Raw genomic sequence first — 17,112 nt, forward strand, 5'->3', positions numbered from 1 at the left:
GATGGATATAGGAGCCGGTCCGTCGGGGGCCTCGACCGCAGGCATTTACCTGTCGAGCGACGCAAACATCACCACCTCCGACACGCTGCTGACGACGGTCAGCTCCGGCGCACTGACCAGCGTCGGTCTGACCGGCTATTACGACCATCAAACCCTGTCGGTCACGCTCCCGGGCAACCTCGCGCCTGGCACCTACTATCTCGGCGGCATCGCCGACTACAACAACCAGGTCAGCGAGAGCAACGAAACCAACAACACCTACAATACCGTCAGGATCACGGTCGGCGCGCCGGTATCAATCACTCTTAACGATGACAATCTATGGAGCTCTGGCGCTCTCAACGTGGTCAACACGTTCACAAGCAATGGGGCACCCTGACTTACTACGGTCCGATCACTGCGAGCGGATTCAGTATCACCAACGTTAATCGGACAGACTTTGCCGTGACGTCTCTCGACAAAACTTTTGCCGACAATTTCAACTATTTTTTCCACGAGACGCACACCCTCACTGTACCAGCGGGCGGGAGCGTTCCGACGGCAGATACTCTGCTTATTCAAGGTCAGAACGGTGGATTGTTCTCAGCGCAATCAATCGACCTGGATACTCTCTTCGCAGCAGCTGGGCAAATCGCAACCTTCACCGGTGTCAAAGCCGACAACAGCACGGTCACACAAACGTTTTCTCTTGATGGCGGTCAGGGGATGCAGAGTTTCCGTTTCGATACGACTTTTGTGGGCCTCAAATCCCTCCAGTTCGCACCAAGCATGAACGAGTATTTTGATAACTTGGTGCTTACACCCCCGCTCCTACAGAGCGACTATCACCTGGCATAGCGGGTGCTTGGAATAGTGGCTGCGATTAGCAAGCGCCGTCTCAATCGGGCGCTTCGCGCCACCTTCTCCCGCATCCGCCTTCGCCAAGGCTTCGGCGGACATGAGGGGAGAAGGGAAGAGAACTCAATTCGTCGCCAATCTCGCCGCCGCCGGCATATAGATCTGCGCGTAGCCTTCCTTGATCGCGGAGGTGATGCGATCGAGACGGCGGTCGATGTGCTTCTCCAGCACCGAGACGCAAACCGCCTCATCGCGCGCCTTCAGGCCCTCGATCACCGCGCGGTGTTCGGCCTGGGTGTTGGAACGGTTGATGCTGTCCATGTCGATCCAGCGCACGAAGCGGATACGCGCGTTGACATTACGCAGCACGCGCAGCATCTCGGCATTGTTCGACATCGCCATCAGCCGCTCGTGGAAGGTCTCGTCCAGCTCGACGAGCTCCACCGACGTGCGGTCGCCAGGATCGGGGCCGGTGGCTTCGAGGAATTTCAGCAGCGCGTCGATATCCTCATCCTTGGCGCGCTTGATGGCGAGGCGGACGGAAGCGACCTCAATCGACTTGCGCAGCTCATAGAGGTCGAAGATCTCGTGGGCGTCGAGCTCGCGGCAGAAGAAGCCCTTGCCCGGGGTAAAGCGCAGAAAACCTTCGGTGTTGAGACGGTTGAGCGCTTCGCGCAGCGGCGTGCGGCTGACGCCCAGGCGTTTGGCCAGTTCGCCCTCGTTGAGCCGTTCGCCTGGCTTGAACTCATAGCTCACGGCCATCGCCTTGAGCTGTTCATAGACGCGATCGACGATACTGTCAGAGGCCAGTTCCACGTTGCTCATCATCAGCTGCATTCATGCCCGAACACAGCCCAATATACCGGGGCTGCCAGCGCGATTGCAATGCAAACAACAGCGGAGGTTGTGCGAGCCGTGGAATCAGCTGAAGGCGCGCGGGCGCAGTCCAGCATGAAACCAGGTGATCATGGAATAGATGTCGTAGATCGGCAACCCGACTTCGGCCTGCAACGCCGCCGCGTAAGGCGGCATGTTGGTGCATTCGAGCACGATGGCGCCGACGTCGGGGTTCTTAGCAACAAGCTCCTTGCCCGCCTCGACCACGTCACGTTCGGCCTGGGCCACATCCATGTCGTCCTTCTCAGCCTTGATCAGGACACGGAAGAATTCCTTGCCGTGCTCGGTGCCGACCAGCGGCGTATCGAGCGGCACGCCGGCACCTTCGAGATGAGCCGGCGTCAGGGTCGACCCTGATACCGTGACGAGGCCGACGCGCCTGCCGGGCGGCAGGGTCGCCTGCACCCACGGCACCTGCATCAGCGACGAGGTCGCGACGGGCACGCCGACCGCCGCCGCGATCTCCTTCTGGAACAGCGAGAGGAAGCCGCAATTGGTGGTGATCGCTTCGGCCCCGAGCCGCACCAGGTCCTTCGCCGCATCGATGAAGTCGGGCAGCAGCCCCGCCGCGCCCTTCAGCACCACCTTCTCGGGCGACGCCCCGCTCACCACGCGATAGAGCACGGGGAATGGCCAGGTCGTGCCGTTGCCCATGTCGCCGGGGATGCGCGGAAAGCGTGCTTCCAGCATCAAAATACCGAGCGGCGCGCCATAGATGGCCTTGCCGCCACGGGCGATGCGCGAGGACGAGTTGGCTGAAATGGTCATGGTACGATCTCAGAGGAAGCGATTGGGCGAAAACGGCGCAAGCGGAATTTCGGGCGGCTTGCCGCTCAGAAGCTGAGCGACGAGACGGCCGGTGCGAGCCGAGCCGACCAGGCCGACATGACCATGGCCGAAGGCATAGACGATGTCGTGCGAGGCGCGTGAGTAGCCAATGCAAGGACGTCCGTCCGGCATGCTAGGGCGATGGCCGAACCACATCTTGACGCGCGAGGCCGGAATGTCCCGCGGCAGTTTTGGAAACATGCTGAGGAGATGGTCGCGCAAAATCTCGGCGCGCTGCCAGTTCGGCGCGGCCTCAAGGCCCGCGATCTCGACCGTGCCGGCGGCGCGCAAGCCCTTATTGGTCCAGTTCGCCACCATCTTGGCGTCGGAGGCCATCATCGAACTGCGCGGACCTGACTCCGGGTTCTCGATCATGACGTGATAGCCACGCTCGGTTTCGAGCGGAAGGGAATCGCCCACCGATGCGGTCAGCCGTTTCGAATGCGCGCCGGCCGCAACGACGGCGGCATCGCAAGCGATTTCCCCGGTTTCAGTGACGACCGCGACAAGCTTGTTGCCGGAAAGCTTGAGACCGGTCGCCTTGGCATGAACCAGCCTGGCACCGCTCGCCAGTGCGTGCTGCGCAAGCGCTGCGACATAGGCGCCGGGATCGCGGCAGCGACCGGCCTCTTCCACCACCACGCCAAAGGTGTAGCGCGGATGCAGATCCGGCTCGCGCTGACGCATCTCGTCGGCGTTCAGCTCCATCCATTCGACGCCGACCTTCTTGCGCAGCCGCCAGCCGAGATCGTTGTCGAAATTGCCGCGCGAGGGAAATACATGCATCACGCCGTTGCGCTCGACCAGCTCGGGCACGCCGGCCTCTTCCGCGAGCTTCCGGTGCAAGAGCGGCGCGTCCTTCAACAGATCGCGCAGCGCGAACGCCGTCTTCTCGACCCGCGCCTCGGTCCAGCCGGAGAGCAGGTACTTGATCAGCCAGGGCAGTGCCTTCGGCAAATACGACCAGCGGATCGCGAGCGGGCCGAGCGGATCCATCAGATAACCCGGCACCTTCTTCCAGACGCCGGGCTCGGCCGGCGGGATCACCGAATGCGACGAGAGCCAGCCGGCATTGCCGTAGCTCGCCGCCTGCTCGCCACCGGGCTCGCCCGCGTCGATCAGCGTGACGCGATGCCCCTCGCGCAGCGCCTCGATGGCGCTGATCACGCCGACCGCACCGGCTCCGATGATGGCGACGTGGCGGCCCTGCGACATCGCTTACGCCTTCACCGCTGGGGTGAAATCCTTGCCGACCGAGATCGCGCGGGGATCGATGATGCAATGGAGGATTGACGGCTTGCCCGAGGCGAGCGCCCGCTCGAATGCCGGCGCGAACTCCTCAGTGCGCTCGACGCGCTCGCCATGGCCGCCGAACGCCTTTGCGTACATTGCGAAGTCGGGGTTTTTCAGCTGAGTGCCGACCACGCGGCCGGGATAGTCGCGCTCTTGATGCATGCGGATGGTGCCGTATTGCGAGTTATCGACGACGATCACGACGAGCGGCGCGTCATACTGCACGGCGGTCGCGAACTCCTGGCCGTTCATCAGGAAGCAGCCGTCACCAGCAAACGCGACGACGACACGGTCGGGATATTGCCGCTTGGCCAGCACGCCGGCCGGCACGCCGTAGCCCATCGAGCCCGAGGTCGGCGCGAGCTGCGAGGCAAAGCTGTGGAAGCGGTGATGGCGATGGATCCAGCCGGCATAATTGCCGGCGCCGTTGCAGACGATCGCGTCCTTGGGCAGGCGATCACGCAGCCAGGTCATGACCTGGCCGTACTGGAACGTGCCCGGCAGCTCGCGCGCCTTGTCGGTCCAGGCGAGGTAATCGGCATGCGCCTTGGCGGCTTCGCCCTTCCAGGCAACGGCACCAACGGGCTTCAGGGTCTCCACAGCAGCCGCGAACGCAGCCGGCGTCGCCTGGATCGCAAGCTCCGGCTGATAGATGCGGCCGAGCTCTTCGGCGCCCGGATGTATATGGATCAGCTTCTGCTTCGGCGAGGGAATGTCGAGCAGCGTGTAGGACGAGGACGGCATCTCCGACATGCGGCCGCCGATCAGCAGAATGACATCGGCGTTGTCGATGCGCGCCTTCAGGCTCGGGCTTGGCCCGATGCCGAGGTCGCCGGCATAATGCGAATGGTCGGCGTCGATCAGCGAGGCGCGACGGAACGAGGTCGCGACCGGCAGGTCGAAGCGTTCGGCAAAGCGCGCGATGCTCTTGGTGGCCTCATCGGTCCAGCGCGAGCCGCCGAGGATGACCAGCGGCGCCCTGGCGCTCGCAAGCAGCGCACCGACGCGCTCGAGATCAGCAGGCGCCGGCCAGCTCACCGCCGGCTCGATGCGCATGGCATCCGCAACGGCGGCGGTCTCGGTCAGCATGTTCTCCGGCAGTGCGATGACCACCGGACCGGGGCGGCCCTGCATGGCGACGCGGAAGGCGCGCGCGACCAGCTCGGGGATGCGGTCGGGACGATCGATCTCGACGGCCCATTTCGCCATCGAGCCGAACACCGCCTTGTAGTCGAGCTCCTGGAACGCCTCGCGTTCGCGCATGCCGGTATCGACCTGGCCGACGAACAGGATCATCGGCGTGGAGTCCTGCATCGCGATGTGGACACCGTGGCTGGCATTGGTGGCGCCGGGACCGCGGGTGACGAAGCAGACGCCCGGGCGTCCGGTGAGCTTGCCATAAGCTTCCGCCATCATCGCGGCGCCGCCTTCGGCACGGCAGATCACGACGTCGATTGGGCTGTCATGCAGCGCATCGAGCGCCGCCAGATAGCTCTCGCCCGGCACACAGGTGACGCGCTCGACGCCCTGCGCGACCAGCTGGTCGATCAGGATCTGGCCCCCGGTGCGGGTGTTTCTGATGGTCATGACAGCTCCCTGCAGGCTTTAGCGAATGCGCTTTTGTTCCGGGGTGGCGTAGGACAGGCGGACATCAGGTGCAAGGCCGATGCTGACAGTGCAGAGGCCATCGGTGCGCATGTCAGCGCCGCGCCGCGATTGCGATCACCTCGATGCGATAAGCAGGGTCGGCGAGCTCGACCTTGCCGCAAGCACGGCACGGCGTGTTGCCTGGCACGACCCAGGCATCATAGACCGCGTTCATCGCATCAAAATCGTCCATGGTCTTGAGCCAGAGCTGGACGCTGAGCAGCCGCGACTTGTCGGTGCCGGCACGCGCCAGCATGTCGTCGACTTTTGCCAATGCTTCGCGGGTCTGCAGGGTGATGTCAGCGGTCTTGGTGTCAGCCACCTGGCCTGCGAGGAAAACAAGGTCGCCGTAAACGGAGGCGCGGCTGCGGCGGGTGTTCTGGTCGATGCGGGTGATATCCGACATGGATGTCCTTTACTTGCCGGTGGCGATGATGCGGCGGCAATGATCGAGCGCAGCGCCAATGAGATTGTCGCTCGCCTCGGGCGTGCGGAACGCCGAATGCGCCGACAGCGTCACGTTGGGCAGTTTTGTCAGGGGATGGCCTGATGGCAGCGGCTCGATAGTGAAAACGTCGAGGCCGGCATGGGCGATGTGGCCGGAGCGGAGCGCGTCCAGCATCGCGTCCTCGTCGACGATGGCGCCGCGCGCGGTGTTGATCAGGATACTGCCCTTGCGCATCTGCGCGATGCGTTCGCGCGACAGAAAACCCTTGGTCTCGTCGTTGAGCAGGAGATGCAGCGAGACGACGTGGCTCTCTGCCAGCAGTCTCTCCAGCGAGACGAACTCAACGCCCGGATGCGTCTTCGGCGTCCTGTTCCAGGCGATCACCTTCATGCCGCAGCCGGCCGCCATGCGCGCGGCTTCCGCGGCGATACCGCCGAAGCCGATCAGGCCGAGCGTCTTGCCGGTGAGCTGGACTGCATCACGCCGCAACCAGTTGCCCTCGCGCATGCCGCGGTCCATCTCGCCAAAGCTTTTGGCCGACGCCCACATCAGCGCGATCGCGCACTCGGCCACCGCCGTATCGCCGTAGCCCTTGATGGTGTGGACGGCGATGCCGCGCTCGCTAAGCTCTTCCGGATTCATGTAGCTGCGCGCGCCGGTGCCCAGGAAGACCACGTGCTTCAGCGCCTTGCATTTCTCGGCGATCGCTGATGGCACCGCCGTGTGGTCGACGATCATGATCTCGGCGTCGCCGAGCAGGCCGGGGAGATCGTCGGGCGCGATGGAGGGGTTGCTGACGATGCTGACCGGCAGCTTCGCGGCACCCAGCAGCCTCTCGGTGACCGCGGCCAGGGTGTCGTTGGCATCGACGAAAACAGCACGCACGGACTTTCTCCTCTTCATTCCAAGCACCCGCCGGCCGGTCCACTATCCGGCCCGGCTTCACGGAATTTTCTCTCGCCTTGCCAAAGGATTAGGCTCTAACCTGCCTCACCGCTCAAATCCCCGGCAAAGCCGCAATACCATATTGCATTATGATCTGAATACAGAAATAGTCCACCAGCCGGAGCCGATGGATCCCCCATTCCCCAGGGAGTACTGACGATGAACCGCAGGGACGCACTCACCACCGTGGCACTGGCGGGCGCCGCAATGGCCGCGACCGCGCCAGTCAAGGCCGATACCGCGCCGACCTCCACGCTCGATCGCATCAAGAAGAGCGGCGTGCTCCGCATCGCTGTGATCGCCGGCCAGGATCCCTATTTCCACAAGGACCTCGCCACCAATCAATGGTCGGGCGCCTGCATCGACATGGCGAACGACATCGCTGGCAAGCTGGGCGCCAAGGTCGAGATGCTGGAATCGACCTGGGGCAACCAGATCCTCGATTTGCAAGCCGACAAGGTCGACCTCGCCTTCGCCGTGAACCCGACGCCCGAGCGTTCGCTCGTCATCGACTTCTCGACGCCGATCCTGGTGCACTCCTTCACCGTCATCACCAAGAAGGGCTTTGCCAAGCCGCAGACCTGGTCCGAGCTGAACAAGCCCGAGGTCAAGATCGCCGTCGACATCGGCTCGACGCACGAGACCATCGCGCGCCGTTACTGCCCGAAGGCTGATATTCTCGGCTTCAAGACCCGCGACGAGGCGATCCTGGCGGTGTCGACCGGCCGCGCCGACTGCAACATCTCGCTGGCGGTGCTGTCGATCTTCACACTGAAGAAGAATCCGACGCTCGGCGAACTCGCGATCCCGCGGCCGATCCTGACGCTGCCGACCAATCTCGGCATCCGCGCCGAGGCCGACCGCCGCTACAAGGATTTCCTCAGCGCCTGGGCCGACTACAACCGTTCGCTGGGCCAGACCCGTGAATGGCTGCTGAAGGCCTATCAAACCGTCGGCCTCAGTGCCGACGACATCCCGGGCGAAGTGCAGTTCTGATCGTCATTTTGGTCTTGGACGTCTCCAGCCGTGCAACAAGCCGCTGGAGACGTTTTGAGTCGATGTCACGAGACAGATTGACGCGGATGCCCTGAGCAAACCGGGACGCTGATATGCGCGCGCCTTACGTGGGCCTTCCGGTGTTGACGCTGACACATGCGCGTTTAAGTAGGTGAGACAAAGACTGCAGGGATGGCGACGTTTGCTGGGCTGGTTCCCGTTGCCGTCACCTAAGCAGGACACATGACGACCTCGCCTCACGCGACCTCACCTCGCAATTCAGCGCCCCCTCATCTCGCCATCGTCCTGTTCTCGCTCGCAATGGGCGGCTTTGCGATCGGGACCACCGAATTCGCATCGATGAGCCTGTTGCCGTTCTTCGCGGCCGACCTTCATATCGACGAGCCCACGGCCGGACACGCGATCAGCGCCTATGCGCTCGGCGTGGTGCTCGGCGCGCCGCTGATCGCGGTGCTCGGCGCGAAGTTCGCGCGGCGCACGCAGCTCTTGGCGCTTATGGCCGTGTTCGCGCTCGGCAACGCCCTCACCGCGCTGGCGCCCGGCTTTGGTTCGATGGTCGCGGCCCGCTTCCTTTCGGGCCTGCCCCACGGCGCCTATTTCGGCATCGCCGCGCTGGTTGCCGCTTCGCTCGTTCCGCAACATCGCCGCTCGCAGGTGGTTGGCCAGGTGATGCTGGGCCTGACCGTCGCCACCATCATCGGCGTGCCCCTGGCCAATCTGATCGGCCAGGCGGTCGGCTGGCGCGCGAGCTTTGGCCTCGTGTCGGTGCTGGCCCTGCTCACGGTTCTGCTCTGTGCGCTGTTCGCACCACGCGACCAGGCCGGCCGGTCGGACCCGCTGCGCGAGCTCGGCGCGCTCAAAAGCCGCCGTGTCTGGACGACGCTCGCGATCAGCGCCATCGGCTTCGGCGGCATGTTCGCCGTCTACACCTATCTGGCGACGACATTGATCGAGGTCACCAAGGTCAGCACCGAGGTCATTCCGTTCTTCCTGGCGATCTTCGGCATCGGCGCCACGCTCGGCAATTTGTTCGTGCCGCGCTTCGCCGACCGCGCCTTGATGCCGACGGCGGGCTGCATCCTGGTGTTTGCCACAATGGCGCTGCTGGCGTTTCCGGTTGTCGCCGGCAACCCCTGGCTGCTCGCGATCGACATCTTTGCGATCGGCGCCAGCGTCGCGCTGGGTGCCGTCCTGCAGACGCGGCTGATGGACGTCGCCGGAGACGCGCAGGCGCTCGCCGCCGCGCTCAATCATTCGGCGTTCAACACGGCCAATGCGCTCGGCCCCTTCCTCGGCGGCCTCGCCATTCGCCAGGGGCTCGGCTGGACCTCGACCGGTCCGGTCGGCGCGGGGCTCGCGGTCCTCGGCTTGCTGATCTGGTTCATCGCCTGGCGCGACAGCGGCCCTGCACCGGTCGAACACGTCTCAGGCAGCGACGCCGCGCCACGCGAGGCAGCTCCGCTGAAGCAGGCACCGCCGCTGGCGCCGCGTGAGCGGAGCCGTCCCAAGGAGCCGGTGGCCTGATTGCAACCCGCTCAGAACAGAGCGGCGTTGAGAGCCTGCCCGTAGATCATCGCGGCGACGAGCGAGACCAGTAGGCCCGCGCCCGAGAAGATCACGAGGATCTTCAGAGTTTCGACGTCGACATTGGTTCCCGTCGCGCGGGATATTGCTCTTGCCAGTGCAGCAATCATCGCCAGCTCCGAAGTCGGCCGCGTGGACACGGGGCCTGACTTCATCTAGCGCAGATTGGCGAGGCCGCCTGTGAAGCAGATTACAGGTGCTTTTGGCGATCGACCGGAACCTCAATGAGATCGCCGACGCGGAAGTAAGCCATGTGCGCGACCGCTTCGGCACTGTGGTAGTCCCCAAATTCCGCCGTGGCTTCCTTGCCGGCATACATTCGGGCAATTCCGGCGCCGCCGGGGTGATGGGGTGCCCACTCGGTAATGTCATAAACTTTCCCCGAGATGATGACCCAGCAATCGTCTCGGGTGTTGTGCCTGGCGACCTCTTCGCGCGTGACGCGGCGCGGAGCGCTGGCGGGAGAAGCTGGCTTCCATAGCGCGCCGGTCACCGTGGCGTAGTTGGTCTTGGCGGCGCGGCGGAAATCCCACGGCCCCAATCTCTTGTAAGGCAGCTCAGTGCCGATATTGCGGGCATCGTAGGCGTAGATCCAGGAATCGTCCTCGCCGCCTCGCTTGTCGTGAGCAAACGCCGGGCTCACCCGCTCGTCCAGCTTCTCGAGCAGCGCCTTCTGCTCGGCGGTGTCCTTTGCTCGCAGATGATCGAAGGCGAATTTGGAGCCGAGTTGGAAGCGGGTGGCGCGGTAATGCCGCACGCGCTCGTAATGCAACAACGCTGTCGCGACATCGCCCTTGTGCAGCGTGAAGGCGCTGGCGAGCGCAGCCGCGTCCTCAAAGGATTGCGCAGCGCCCTGGCCGAAAGTTGGAAGCATTGGGTGCGCCGCATCGCCGAGAAGACAGATGCGGCCCTGGACCCAGGTTTCGAGGGCATCGCGATCGTAGAGGCCCCACTTGGTCGGGCGAACGATCGCCCCTGCAAGAGCGAGCAGGTCCTCGCGACTGGGGCTCCCCTCGAATGCCTCGCCCACCTCGCGAAGGATCTCTTCCCGACCGACGGGAAACCAGTCGCCCTCCTCTCGCTCGAACGCGGCCGAGTCGGGCTCGTAGCGGGCGATCCACACGTTCAACAACTCACCGCCGCGCACCCAATATGTCGTTGCCCCGCTCCTGTCATTGCGGTGGCGGTCCATGCTGAAAGAGTCGATCGGATTGTGGTCCAGCGCGCTGCCATCGGCCTTGCGGAGCGAGGCGACGACGGCTCGCGGAATGAGGCCACGAAAGCAGGTCACCTCGGTCCAGCGCTTGGGACGCGGGTTCGGCCACGCCAGTTGCAGCGTGCCGGAGTTGATGCCGTCCGCACCGACCAGGACCTCTCCGGTCGCGGTTTGGCCGTTCGAAAACGTCGCCGTGACCTCGCCGTCGGTCTGACGCAACTCGGTGAGCCGACAATCCATGTGCACAGTGATCGGGCACGGTGCCCCGCTATCCGGGCCGAATTCGAACACGCGCTTGTAGAGGCACATCAACAAGTCCAGCCTGTGCATGTGATGAAACCCGGCGCCGTCGCCCGCAGCGGTAACGTGATCGAACGGCCGCTTTGTCACGCTGCCATCCGCGTTGAACTGCCGTGTGGATTCCAGAATAGCCGCCCGGCCGCCGTCGATCGCCCCATCGGGGCCCTTGGGATCTCCCCCATCGAGGTCGACGCCCAGCCAACGGCATATCCGGGCCCCGTTGGGTGGAATGTTCAACCCGGCACCCGCGGTGCTCGGCACTTTCGTTTGCTCATAGACATGGATCGACGCGAACACGCCGGATTGTCGCAGTGCCAATGCCGACATCAACCCGCCCATCCCCGCACCGACGATGACAGCGCGCATCCTGTCTCCCTTCCGGGTTAAGCGACGCACCGATGTCCTGCCTCTCGGCGAGGGCAACGCGGATGCCGTCAAAACAGACGAGCAAGACTAGCCGCGAGCGAACCGGCGATAAAGCGGCTTCTCGCGTCGGCAGCGTATGCGCGCGCTGCACAATCGCGAAGGGTCAAATCCGGCTGGACGTCCGTCTCGGGGGACATCCTCCAGGGATCTGTGAGCCCCGCGCTAGTCGCGCGAAATCCGCGGCGTCGACGGCGTGACGTTGCCGGGCGTGTGGAACTCGAGCCGCGCCCGGTTCTCTTCGCGCACGCCCGAGATGTCGCCGAACTCGACATAGGTTTGCGCGTCCTGCTTCCATTGCGGCCATGGCGTTGCCGGCGTCGCGGGATTGCCTGATCGCGCGAAGGTCACGAGCGTATCCATCATGCGCTCGGACAACGCACGATCGAACTCGGTCCAGTTGCGCGTGGTGCGGAATTTGTTGAAGGCGTCCAGCGTTCCGAACCAGTAGGGCACATCAGAGGTGTGATAGGCGCCGATCCTCTGCGGGCTGTCGAAGAATTCGACACCCGGCGCGAAGGGATGCACGCGCGAGAACATGTACATGTAGAACGGCGCCTTTCCGGTCCTCGCCTGGGCCTCGGCCCAGTTGCGCGTACCGATCTCGACCAAGCCCTCGCGCGCGGCGAGCAGGCCCATGGCCTTCGCCTCGGCGTCCGTCTTGGCGGGATAGAGCGCGAGGAAACGATCGGCCTGATCGCCGTAGAGTTTTTTCGCAGCGGCGACGTAGGCCTCGAGCGTGCCGGCAGTGCGAAGGTCGTTCGAGCTCTCGTCGCTCGTGAAGCCTGCGACGGTCGCCACATCGTTCTGCTTGCCGGCCGCAAAGATGTTCGGGACGGTGTCAGGCAGCACGTAGCCGTCAATATCGAGCGGGACCGAGATCGTTCCGGCGCAGCCGAGCTGGCAATCCTTCTGGACCGCCAGGATCTTGTCAGCCTGGATCAGCCGCATCTCGGCCAGCGAGGACGCGCCGAGCGCCGACTGCACCTCGAGACCGATTTTCTCCGCGGCAGGAAGCGCCGGGAATTTAAACCTGACGTCGAACATGCTCAGACTCATCGCGAAGCCGCGATTGAACAAGCCCTTGGCCAGCGGGCTTGCCTCCAGCGCCGACACCGACATCGCGCCGGCCGACTGGCCGGTGATGGTGACGTTGTCAGGGTCGCCGCCGAACTGCGCGATGTTACGCTTGACCCATTGCAACGCCGCGACCTGGTCCATCAGGCCGTAATTGCCGGACGCGTGATTTTGCGATTCCGCTGTGAGTTCCGGATGGGCAAGATTACCCAGGATGCCGACGCGATAATTGAAGCTGACGAAGATCGCGCCCTTCTTCGCAACGTTCTCGCCGTCATACATCGCCATGCCGCTGGAGCCGAGCGTGAAACCGCCGCCGTAGATCCAGACCACCACTGGCAGCTTGGCGCCGGGCTTGGCATCCGCGCTCGCCCAGATGTTCAGATAAAGGCAGTTCTCGCTGGTCGCTTCCTCGCCGAAATAATGATTGAGATTGTGCCGGCGAAGCACCTGGATGCATTCCGGTGCCAGCCGGTCGGCATGATAGACGCCCTTCCACGCCTCGACCTTCTGCGGCGCGCGCCACCGGAGATCGCCGAGCGGCGGCGCGGCAAAGGGAATGCCGAAATAGGCCTTTACATTCGACGGCAGCACCTTGCCGGACACGGCGCCGCTGTCGATGCTGACGGGGTCGCCGGGAACGGGCGTCGCGACGATCTGCGCGGCGACGGGCGAAGCCACCAATATTGTCAGGAGCGAAGCGATCGAGATCGCGGACCACGGAGCGTTCTTGTTCAAAATGCTCATACGGCCTCCCTGATGTTCTTTTTATCGTTGTCGCCATTGCTCAGTTCCGCCCACAGGCGGGAGCGCACGCCTTCGTTGAGGGGAATAATATGAAACGGCTGGCCGAAAATGGCGAGCGGCTCCTTGCTCAGCTCGAACCGTGGCCAGGCTTCCGCGACATCGGGCTGGCCCGACGTCACGAAGCGCAGCAGGCTGGTTTGAAAGCGCGCCGCGACGTCTATATCGGCAGGTGTCATCGAGCCGCCCTTGCGCTTCAGGATCGGGCGGTCGATGAACTCAGGCAGATGCGCCCAGAGGCAGGCATTGTCGGCGCCATGCGTCGGTCCTTGCGACAGGAACGGCTCCAGCGCCGGGCGATGGTCGAACCGGCTGAGCCACACCATGCCGCCGGCGGCCGCGTGGCTCCGCGCGAGATCGGCCATCGGGCGATGCCAGAACGCGTCCGATAGCAGCGCCTCGTACGGATCTTCATCGGGACGCGCCGAGCCGCGATAGCAGGCCAGCAACCGTTCCCAGCCGGCATCACTGAGCGCGACACGCACGTTTCGCTCGGTGGTGCGGATCATCGCGGCCGGCGGCGTGCTCTTCAGGAACATCACCATCTCGTCGCGGCAGGAGCCGAGCCAGAGCGGAATGTCGCGCAAGGCGCCCCTGGCAAAGACATCGCGCGGCTCGCGCGGAATCGCGAGGCCATCGAGCACCGGACCGAACACGGTGCCGGAATCAGTTTCCTCCGCGATGCTGCGGCCGACGCGTTCGACGGCTGCGAAGAGTTTTGGCAGCGGCACGGATTCGATCGCACGCGGGTCTTGCTCAAGCTCGAGCGCGGCCAGCACGCGGCGCGCGACGATGTCGGCATGGTCGGCGCTCATGATGTTGCGGCCGGGCGCGCTCAGCGCCAGCGCGCGGGCGAACTTGCCCTTGGCCTGCGGCAGTGTCGCCAGCGCGATCACCATGGACGCGCCGGCGGATTGGCCCGACAGCGTCACATTGTCAGGATCGCCGCCGAAATTGGCGATGTTGGCGTGGACCCAATCGAGCGCAGCAAGTGAATCCGAGATCGCAAGATTGTTGGCCTCGGGCAAGCCGTGGCGATGCAGCTGCAGGAAGCCGAGCGGGCCGAGCCGATAATTGATGGTGACGATGACGGCCGGGCCGTGCGCGGCGAGGAAGCTGCCGTCATAATCAGCGCCGCCGCCGGTGACGAAGGCGCCGCCATGGATGAAGAACAGCACTGGCAGCGGGCGATCGGCGCCGACAGGTGTCCAGATATTGAGGCTGAGACAGGATTGCTCCGGCTGATCGAGATGTCCGGGCTGCGGCGCGTAGGGGCCGTAGTCGGTGCAACGGCGCGGCTCCGTCCAAACAATCGGCGGCGTCGCCTTGGCGAAGCGCCGCGCGATTGCGAACGGCACGCCCTTGAAAGCGCGGACGTGGCCCTGCTCGGCCCCGATAACAGGGCCGAGCGCGGTGGGAACAGCGTTGGTCAACATCGATCTCTGTCCCGTCATGCGCTCACGCGCGCCGCCTGCCGAGATCGGCGATGTCGACCTTGTGGGTCTCGCGCGCGGTTGATGCGGCCGCGGCCGAAGCAACGCAGCAGCCCGCGACGAAGATCGCAACCGGGATCCAGCCGTTCGGGCCTTCGCCGACGAGACTCGCGCTCACCAGCGGCGTGAAGCCCGCGGCGAGGAAGCCGAGCTGGGTGCCGATCGCCGTGCCGGAATAGCGCACGCGCGCTTCGAACATCTCCGCATAGAACGACGGCCAGATCGCGTTCGGCGCGGAATAGATGATGTAGAGGCCGATCGCGGCGGCGAAGATCGCAGGCGTGCTGCCTGACGTCACCAGCATGAAGTAAGGGAACAGCAGCACGGCGCAGCCGAGCACGCCGCCGATGAACACCGGCTTGCGGCCGATCCTGTCGGCGAGCAACGCCCAGAGCGGTTGCGCGAACAGCGCCACGACATTGCCGAGCACGCCGGCCCACAGCATGGTCGGACGCGCGACGCCGAACTTGCTGGTGGCATAGCCGAGCGTAAACACCGCGGTCATGGTGCTGACGGTCGCGATCAGCGCGCAGACGATGACGCGCAGCACATCGGGCCAGTAGTCACGCAGCAGCGCGACGACGGGAAAGCGCGCCACTTGCGCCTTGTCCTTGATCTCCTCGAACACGGGCGTTTCCGGCATGGTCCGGCGCACGAGGTAAGCGACCAGCAGCACCAGCGCCGAGAGCAGGAACGGAATGCGCCAGCCCCAGCTCAGCAGCTGATCTTCCGGCATGCTGGCGACGGGAATGAACACCAGCGTCGCCAGGATCGCGCCGGCCTGGGTGCCGCTCAAGGTCCAGCTCGTGAAGAAGGCGCGGTTGGAATTGGCGGAATGCTCCAGCGTCAGCGAGTTCGCCCCGCTCTGCTCGCCGGCCGCCGACAGGCCCTGCAACAGGCGCAGCAGCGTCAGGATGATGGGCGCGGCGTTGCCGATCGTCTTGGCGTCGGGCAACAGGCCGATCGCCAGCGTCGAGAAGCCCATCACCACCAGCGTGAACAACAGCACCGTCTTGCGGCCGATGCGGTCGCCGAAATGACCGAGGATGACGGCGCCGACCGGACGCGCGATATAGCCGATGCCGAACGACAGCAGCGCGAGCAGCGTCCCGGTCGACGGATCGACATTGGCGAAGAACACTTTTGGGAAGATCAGCGCCGCTGCGGTGCCGTAGATGAAGAAGTCGTAGTATTCGAGCATGCTGCCGACGAAGCTGACCAGCGCGGCGCGCTTCGGCAGCTTGTTTTGCGAAACGCCCGCGCTATCGGGCGCGTGCAGCGATGCAGTTGAGGTCAAGCTCATCAATCGTCCTCCCCGTGTGGCGGTCGCGGCTCACGTCGTGCCCGTCCGGCTTTGCGCGCGTTTTTGCTTTTGGTTGCCGCAACCTTGGTTTCGATCCATAATGTACGAACTAGTACGTTTATGCAAGATCGCATCGAAAAACGTCGGATTGGGCGAAATTTGCCTTCACCTTCAAGGTGATCCATAGAAACGGGCGGGAGAAACAGTGATGCTCAAGCGCATGCCGGCCCCATCCAAGCGCACCAACGACCCCGAGCGCACCAAGCGCGACATCCTCGAAGTGGCGATGGCCGAATTCGCCTCGGAGGGTTATTCCGGCGCCCGCGTCGATGCGATCGCGGCGCGAACGCGCACGTCCAAGCGCATGATCTATTATTATTTCGGCGGCAAGGAGCAGCTCTACCTTGCGGTGCTGGAAGAAGCCTATCGCAGCATCCGCGCGCTGGAGGACCAGCTCGATATCGAAAGCTGCGACGCGCGCGAGGGCCTGCGCCGGCTGATCGAGGCGACCTTCGACCACGACGAGCGCAATCCGAATTTCATCCGCCTCGTCTCGATCGAGAACATCCACCACGGCAAGCATCTGAAGCAGAATTTGCAGCTGCGCCAGCTCAACGCCAGCGTGATCGCGACCCTCGATAGCATCCTCAAGCGCGGACGCGCCGAGGGCGCCTTCCGCGACGACGTCGACGCGATTGATCTGCATCTGGCCATCTCCTCCTATTGCTTCTTCCGCGTCGCCAACCGGCATACGTTCGGTGCGCTGTTCGACCGCGATTTGAGCGAGCCCAAGGTGCTGGCGAGGAGCAGGAGCCAGATCGTGGAGATGATTTTGGCGTGGCTGGAGAAGAAGTGAGCGCTTTGCAAAGACCTACGCGTTGAGACGCTGGTCGCCACACAATCTATGTCATGCCCCGGCTTGATGTTTAGCCCGGACAGATCACTGACGGGTGTTCGGAGACATAGCTGACACATCAACATTGGCTGGATTGGTCCGATT

General features: G+C 64.2%; 16 protein-coding genes. 5 read left to right on the plus strand and 11 right to left on the minus strand.

Going from position 1 to position 17,112, the window contains the following annotated elements; translation table 11 throughout:
* The coding region (locus tag L6637_RS40980; RefSeq protein WP_237874273.1) for a CARDB domain-containing protein at positions 1-379 on the plus strand (379 nt) is incomplete at its 5' end.
* A gap of 65 nt (positions 380-444) precedes the next feature.
* Positions 445-837: a hypothetical protein gene (locus L6637_RS40985; RefSeq protein WP_237874274.1), complete on the plus strand. Its 393-nt coding sequence runs from the start codon at positions 445-447 to the stop codon at positions 835-837.
* Between the two features lie 123 nt (positions 838-960).
* Here L6637_RS40985 and L6637_RS40990 read toward each other — a convergent pair whose 3' ends face one another.
* The 6 genes from L6637_RS40990 to L6637_RS41015 form a co-directional block, all read right to left on the minus strand.
* On the minus strand, positions 961-1,665 hold the full coding sequence (locus L6637_RS40990; protein WP_237874275.1) for a GntR family transcriptional regulator: 705 nt from the start codon (positions 1,663-1,665) through the stop codon (positions 961-963).
* A gap of 93 nt (positions 1,666-1,758) precedes the next feature.
* Positions 1,759-2,502: an aspartate/glutamate racemase family protein gene (locus L6637_RS40995; protein ID WP_237874276.1), complete on the minus strand. Its 744-nt coding sequence runs from the start codon at positions 2,500-2,502 to the stop codon at positions 1,759-1,761.
* Positions 2,503-2,511: 9 nt separating this feature from the next.
* Positions 2,512-3,777, minus strand: a complete 1,266-nt coding sequence (locus L6637_RS41000) for an NAD(P)/FAD-dependent oxidoreductase (protein WP_237874277.1) — start codon at positions 3,775-3,777, stop codon at positions 2,512-2,514.
* Between the two features lie 3 nt (positions 3,778-3,780).
* Positions 3,781-5,442 carry a thiamine pyrophosphate-binding protein gene (locus L6637_RS41005; RefSeq protein WP_237862684.1) on the minus strand — a complete coding sequence of 554 codons (1,662 nt, stop codon included), beginning with the start codon at positions 5,440-5,442 and terminating at the stop codon, positions 3,781-3,783.
* Positions 5,443-5,554: 112 nt separating this feature from the next.
* A complete protein-coding gene (locus tag L6637_RS41010; RefSeq protein ID WP_237874278.1) occupies positions 5,555-5,908 on the minus strand; it encodes a RidA family protein in 354 nt (117 codons plus the stop codon).
* A 9-nt stretch (positions 5,909-5,917) separates the two neighbouring features.
* Complete coding sequence (locus L6637_RS41015) at positions 5,918-6,835, minus strand: NAD(P)-dependent oxidoreductase (protein ID WP_237874279.1); 918 nt, start codon at positions 6,833-6,835, stop codon at positions 5,918-5,920.
* Between the two features lie 219 nt (positions 6,836-7,054).
* Between L6637_RS41015 and L6637_RS41020 the strand changes: the two genes are divergently transcribed.
* A complete protein-coding gene (locus tag L6637_RS41020; RefSeq protein ID WP_237862687.1) occupies positions 7,055-7,891 on the plus strand; it encodes a transporter substrate-binding domain-containing protein in 837 nt (278 codons plus the stop codon).
* 243 nt (positions 7,892-8,134) lie between these two features.
* Positions 8,135-9,436, plus strand: coding sequence for an MFS transporter (locus L6637_RS41025; RefSeq protein ID WP_237874281.1), 1,302 nt, complete (start codon positions 8,135-8,137; stop codon positions 9,434-9,436).
* Between the two features lie 11 nt (positions 9,437-9,447).
* Here the strand turns inward: L6637_RS41025 and L6637_RS41030 are convergent, their stop codons facing one another.
* From L6637_RS41030 to L6637_RS41050, 5 genes are all read right to left on the minus strand, one after another.
* Complete coding sequence (locus L6637_RS41030) at positions 9,448-9,606, minus strand: hypothetical protein (protein ID WP_200469582.1); 159 nt, start codon at positions 9,604-9,606, stop codon at positions 9,448-9,450.
* 80 nt (positions 9,607-9,686) lie between these two features.
* Positions 9,687-11,450: a cytochrome b5 domain-containing protein gene (locus L6637_RS41035; RefSeq protein WP_237874283.1), complete on the minus strand. Its 1,764-nt coding sequence runs from the start codon at positions 11,448-11,450 to the stop codon at positions 9,687-9,689.
* Between the two features lie 150 nt (positions 11,451-11,600).
* Positions 11,601-13,259 carry a carboxylesterase/lipase family protein gene (locus L6637_RS41040; RefSeq protein ID WP_237874285.1) on the minus strand — a complete coding sequence of 553 codons (1,659 nt, stop codon included), beginning with the start codon at positions 13,257-13,259 and terminating at the stop codon, positions 11,601-11,603.
* Complete coding sequence (locus tag L6637_RS41045) at positions 13,256-14,752, minus strand: carboxylesterase/lipase family protein (protein ID WP_237874287.1); 1,497 nt, start codon at positions 14,750-14,752, stop codon at positions 13,256-13,258. Before L6637_RS41045 ends, L6637_RS41040 begins: the two co-directional genes overlap by 4 nt.
* 22 nt (positions 14,753-14,774) lie before the next feature.
* Positions 14,775-16,112 carry an MFS transporter gene (locus L6637_RS41050; RefSeq protein WP_237874288.1) on the minus strand — a complete coding sequence of 446 codons (1,338 nt, stop codon included), beginning with the start codon at positions 16,110-16,112 and terminating at the stop codon, positions 14,775-14,777.
* 208 nt (positions 16,113-16,320) lie between these two features.
* On the opposite strand from L6637_RS41050, the gene L6637_RS41055 reads away from it, so the two are divergent.
* Positions 16,321-16,968: a TetR/AcrR family transcriptional regulator gene (locus L6637_RS41055; protein ID WP_237862693.1), complete on the plus strand. Its 648-nt coding sequence runs from the start codon at positions 16,321-16,323 to the stop codon at positions 16,966-16,968.
* Positions 16,969-17,112: the final 144 nt, after the last annotated feature.

The sequence above is a fragment of the Bradyrhizobium zhengyangense genome, assembly GCF_022012435.1.
In the GTDB taxonomy this organism is placed as follows: domain Bacteria; phylum Pseudomonadota; class Alphaproteobacteria; order Rhizobiales; family Xanthobacteraceae; genus Bradyrhizobium; species Bradyrhizobium zhengyangense.